General features: G+C 70.7%; 4 protein-coding genes. 2 read left to right on the top strand and 2 right to left on the bottom strand.

Going from position 1 to position 3,781, the window contains the following annotated elements; translation table 11 throughout:
• Positions 1-958 precede the first annotated feature (958 nt).
• The gene (locus QTQ03_RS28990; RefSeq protein WP_289281163.1) at positions 959-1,273 is read left to right on the top strand and encodes a hypothetical protein; all 315 of its coding nucleotides are present in this window, start codon (positions 959-961) and stop codon (positions 1,271-1,273) included.
• Positions 1,274-1,921 carry a hypothetical protein gene (locus QTQ03_RS28985; protein WP_289281162.1) on the top strand — a complete coding sequence of 216 codons (648 nt, stop codon included), beginning with the start codon at positions 1,274-1,276 and terminating at the stop codon, positions 1,919-1,921.
• Positions 1,922-2,447: 526 nt separating this feature from the next.
• Here QTQ03_RS28985 and QTQ03_RS28980 read toward each other — a convergent pair.
• Together QTQ03_RS28980 and QTQ03_RS28975 are read right to left on the bottom strand one after the other, a co-directional pair.
• A complete protein-coding gene (locus tag QTQ03_RS28980; protein ID WP_289281161.1) occupies positions 2,448-2,663 on the bottom strand; it encodes a hypothetical protein in 216 nt (71 codons plus the stop codon).
• A 726-nt stretch (positions 2,664-3,389) separates the two neighbouring features.
• On the bottom strand, positions 3,390-3,781 hold a 392-nt coding region (locus tag QTQ03_RS28975; protein ID WP_289281160.1), incomplete at its 5' end, for a hypothetical protein.

Below are 3,781 nucleotides of genomic sequence, written 5' to 3'. Positions count from 1 at the left end.
AGCGCGGACGCGGTGCGTTCTGGCGGGCGGCGTCGAACACGGTTGGCGGGTGGCAGGACCGGGACACCGGGGACCTGTTCCTCTTGCCCCGGTGGTGACCGGTGCGGTTCGGGCGGTGGCGGAGCGGGCGGGGACTCGTGGACCGGCGGGACTAAGGCTCTCGGGCGGCGCTCAAAGGCGGCGGGTTCCCGCCCTGGTCGACGGGGGCGCGGGCGGCGGACCGGAAACGCGGCCACGGTCCGGCCGCGCATCGGTGGCGTTCAGCGGGACGTCTGGCAGTTGGTAGCGCAGCGTTACGAAATTGCCGGGGGAGTCGACTACGCGAGCACCGACTACAGCGGCGCGATGGGGATCTTTCGGACCCGATCGGGGCCGTGAGGGTAGGTGAGGGCAGTTCTGAGGGTAGTGCGAACACGCGTGAGGGTAGTGCTGGGTAGTTCCATACCGCCTCTGACCTGCAATGAGGGTAGTGAGGGTAGGAAATCCGGGATGACCCTCATGAGGGTACGTACCCTCAGTCACCGTGCGTGATCTGCCCTCAGCCGGGCGAGTGCTGCGGGCGGGGGTGGGTGGCGACGGTGAAGGCCCCGTGCGTGTGCTGCGGTGAGCCGGTGCTGATCCGGTCCGCGTGCGGAGCTCCCCGCACCTTCATTTGCCACGGTCGACCCGCTGAGCCGGTCGCAGACGCGCGGAGGCCACCGGGGGCGACTCGGGTACCCGGTGGCGGAGAGCGGCGCTCAGCGGCCGATACAGCGGGCACGGCGTCCGATCGGGCGGGCGGTGCCGCCGGAGAAGGGCATGCGCCTAGACCCAGGGATCGAGGCGGGCAACCTCGCGGCGATCATCCGGCTCAAGTTCCCCACGCGGACGCGGCGGCGCTGCGGGAGGCGGTCGACCGGTTCCACCGGGTGACCGACTGGACTGCGATCGAGACGAGGGGGGCGGCAATCTCGGCAACGTGGTCTTGCACCGGTTGACCGCGCGGAGCGGGTCCACGCCGGAGTTGGAGCGGGTCGACATGCCCGATGAGGTGACCGCGCTCGGGCGGCGGGGCGGAACCAAGGTGCGGATGCTCGATCCCCGGTGGGTCAACCGGGATCGGGTGATCGAGCGGGGGGCGGAGATCGTCGGCATGGACGTCTCCGGGCAGTTCCTCGGCGCGGCCGGTGACCAGTTGGGCACCGGGCTTCCGGTGCCGATCAAGCCGGGCACGGGCGCGGATCAGCCGGTCACCGTGGCGGCGGCGGCAGAAAGGCCCGTGAGGTCCCGTTGATTGAAGCTCCCCGGGTACGGGGTGCTCGCTCACGACCTGGACGTGACCGCCGGAGACGTGACGCGAGTGCCGGGCATCCTGCGGGATCTCAAGGCCGGTGACACGGTGGCGATGCCGACCGTGCGGATGCTCGCCGATGACCTCGGGTTGCCGGTCGAGTTGGCCGGCGGGTGGGTCTGGGAGTCCTCCCGGCGGTGGCTCGGTGACTGGCAACGGTTCTGGCGGGATGCCCGGTCGGCGCTGATCGAGGCCGGGCCGGATGACCTCCCGGCGGTGTACGCGCTGGCGGCGGTCAAGGCCGTGACGAACGCGTTCCTCGGGGGGTGGCTGCGCGCGCCGGAGCACAACCGGACGGCATCGTTGCGGGTCGACTGGGCTCACCAGGTGATCGCACGGGCGCGCATGAACGCCGTGCGGGGAATCAGCAAGGCCAGCGCGAAGCCGTTGGCGATCGTGGCGGATACGGCCTACTTCGGCGGGATCGGGGAGCTGGGCGGGATGTGGGTCGATGAGCACCGGTTCTCGCTCGGTTCGTGGAAGACCGAGAAGCGGGCCACAGCCACGGCGGAGATCGTAGCCGCGTACGCCAGCGGGCGGCCGAACCGGTTCCGGGATGCGATCAACGCGGAGATGGAGGCGCGGCGATGAGCAAGGACCGTTGGCTGTGGCCCGCTTCTCGGTCTTCCACGAACCGAGCGAGAACCGGTGCTCATCGACCCACATCCCGCCCAGCTCCCCGATCCCGCCGAAGTAGGCCGTATCCGCCACGATCGCCAACGGCTTCGCGCTGGCCTTGCTGATTCCCCGCACGGCGTTCATGCGCGCCCGTGCGATCACCTGGTGAGCCCAGTCGACCCGCAACGATGCCGTCCGGTTGTGCTCCGGCGCGCGCAGCCACCCCCCGAGGAACGCGTTCGTCACGGCCTTGACCGCCGCCAGCGCGTACACCGCCGGGAGGTCATCCGGCCCGGCCTCGATCAGCGCCGACCGGGCATCCCGCCAGAACCGTTGCCAGTCACCGAGCCACCGCCGGGAGGACTCCCAGACCCACCCGCCGGCCAACTCGACCGGCAACCCGAGGTCATCGGCGAGCATCCGCACGGTCGGCATCGCCACCGTGTCACCGGCCTTGAGATCCCGCAGGATGCCGGCACTCGCGTCACGTCTCCGGCGGTCACGTCCAGGTCGTGAGCGAGCACCCCGTACCCGGGAGCTTAATCAACGGGACCTCACGGGCCTTTCTGCCGGCCGCCGCCACGGTGACCGGCTGATCCGCGCCCGTGCCCGGCTTGATCGGCACCGGAAGCCCGGTGCCCAACTGGTCACCGGCCGCGCCGAGGAACTGCCCGGAGACGTCCATGCCGACGATCTCCGCCCCCGGCTCGATCACCCGATCCCGGTTGACCCACGGGGATCGAGCATCCGCACCTTGGTTCCGCCCCGCCGCCCGAGCGCGGTCACCTCATCGGGCATGTCGACCCGCTCCAACTCCGGCGTGGACCCGCTCCGCGCGGTCAACCGGTGCAAGACCACGTTGCCGAGATTGCCGGCCCCCTCGTCTCGATCGCAGTCCAGTCGGTCACCGGTGGAACCGGTCGACCGCCTCCCGCAGCGCCGCCGCGTCCGGCGTGGGGAACTTGAGCCGGATGATCGCCGCGAGGTTGCCCGCCTCGATCCCTGGGTCTAGGCGCATGCCCTTCTCCGGCGGCACCGCCCGCCCGATCGGACGCCGTGCCCGCTGTATCGGCCGCTGAGCGCCGCTCTCCGCCACCGGGGTACCCGAGTCGCCCCCGGTGGCCTCCGGCGCGTCTGCGACCGGCTCAGCGGGTCGACCGTGGCAAATGAAGGTGCGGGGAGCTCCGCACGCGGACCGGATCAGCACCGGCTCACCGCAGCACACGCACGGGCCTTCACCGTCGCCACCCAACCCGCCCGCAGCACTCGCCCGGCTGAGGGCAGATCACGCACGGTGACTGAGGGTACGTACCCTCATGAGGGTCATCCCCGGATTTCCTACCCTCACTACCCTCATTGCAGGTCAGAGGCGGTATGGAACTACCCTCAGCACTACCCTCACGCGTGTTCGCACTACCCTCAGAACTGCCCTCACCTACCCTCACGGCCCCGATCGGGTCCGAAAGATCCCAATCGCGCCGCTGTAGTCGGTGCTCGCGTAGTCGACTCCCCCGGCAATTTCGTAACGCTGCGCTACCAACTGCCAGACGTCCCGCTGAACGCCACCGATGCGCGGCCGGACCGTGGCCGCGTTCCGGTCCGCCGCCCGCGCCCCGTCGACCAGGGCGAGGAACCCGCCGCCTTTGAGCGCCGACCCGAGAGCCTTAGTCCCGCCGGTCCACGAGTCCCCGGCCCGCTCCGCCACCGACCGAACCGCACCGGTCACCACCGAGGGCAAGAGGAACAGGTCCCGGTGTCCCGGTCCTGCCACCCGCCAACCGTGTTCGACGCCGCCGCCAGAACGCCACCGCGTCCGCGCTGGACGGTCGATGC

Source organism: Micromonospora sp. WMMA1363 (assembly GCF_030345795.1).
Taxonomy (GTDB): domain Bacteria; phylum Actinomycetota; class Actinomycetes; order Mycobacteriales; family Micromonosporaceae; genus Micromonospora.
This window is presented reverse-complemented; position numbering and strand designations above follow the sequence as displayed.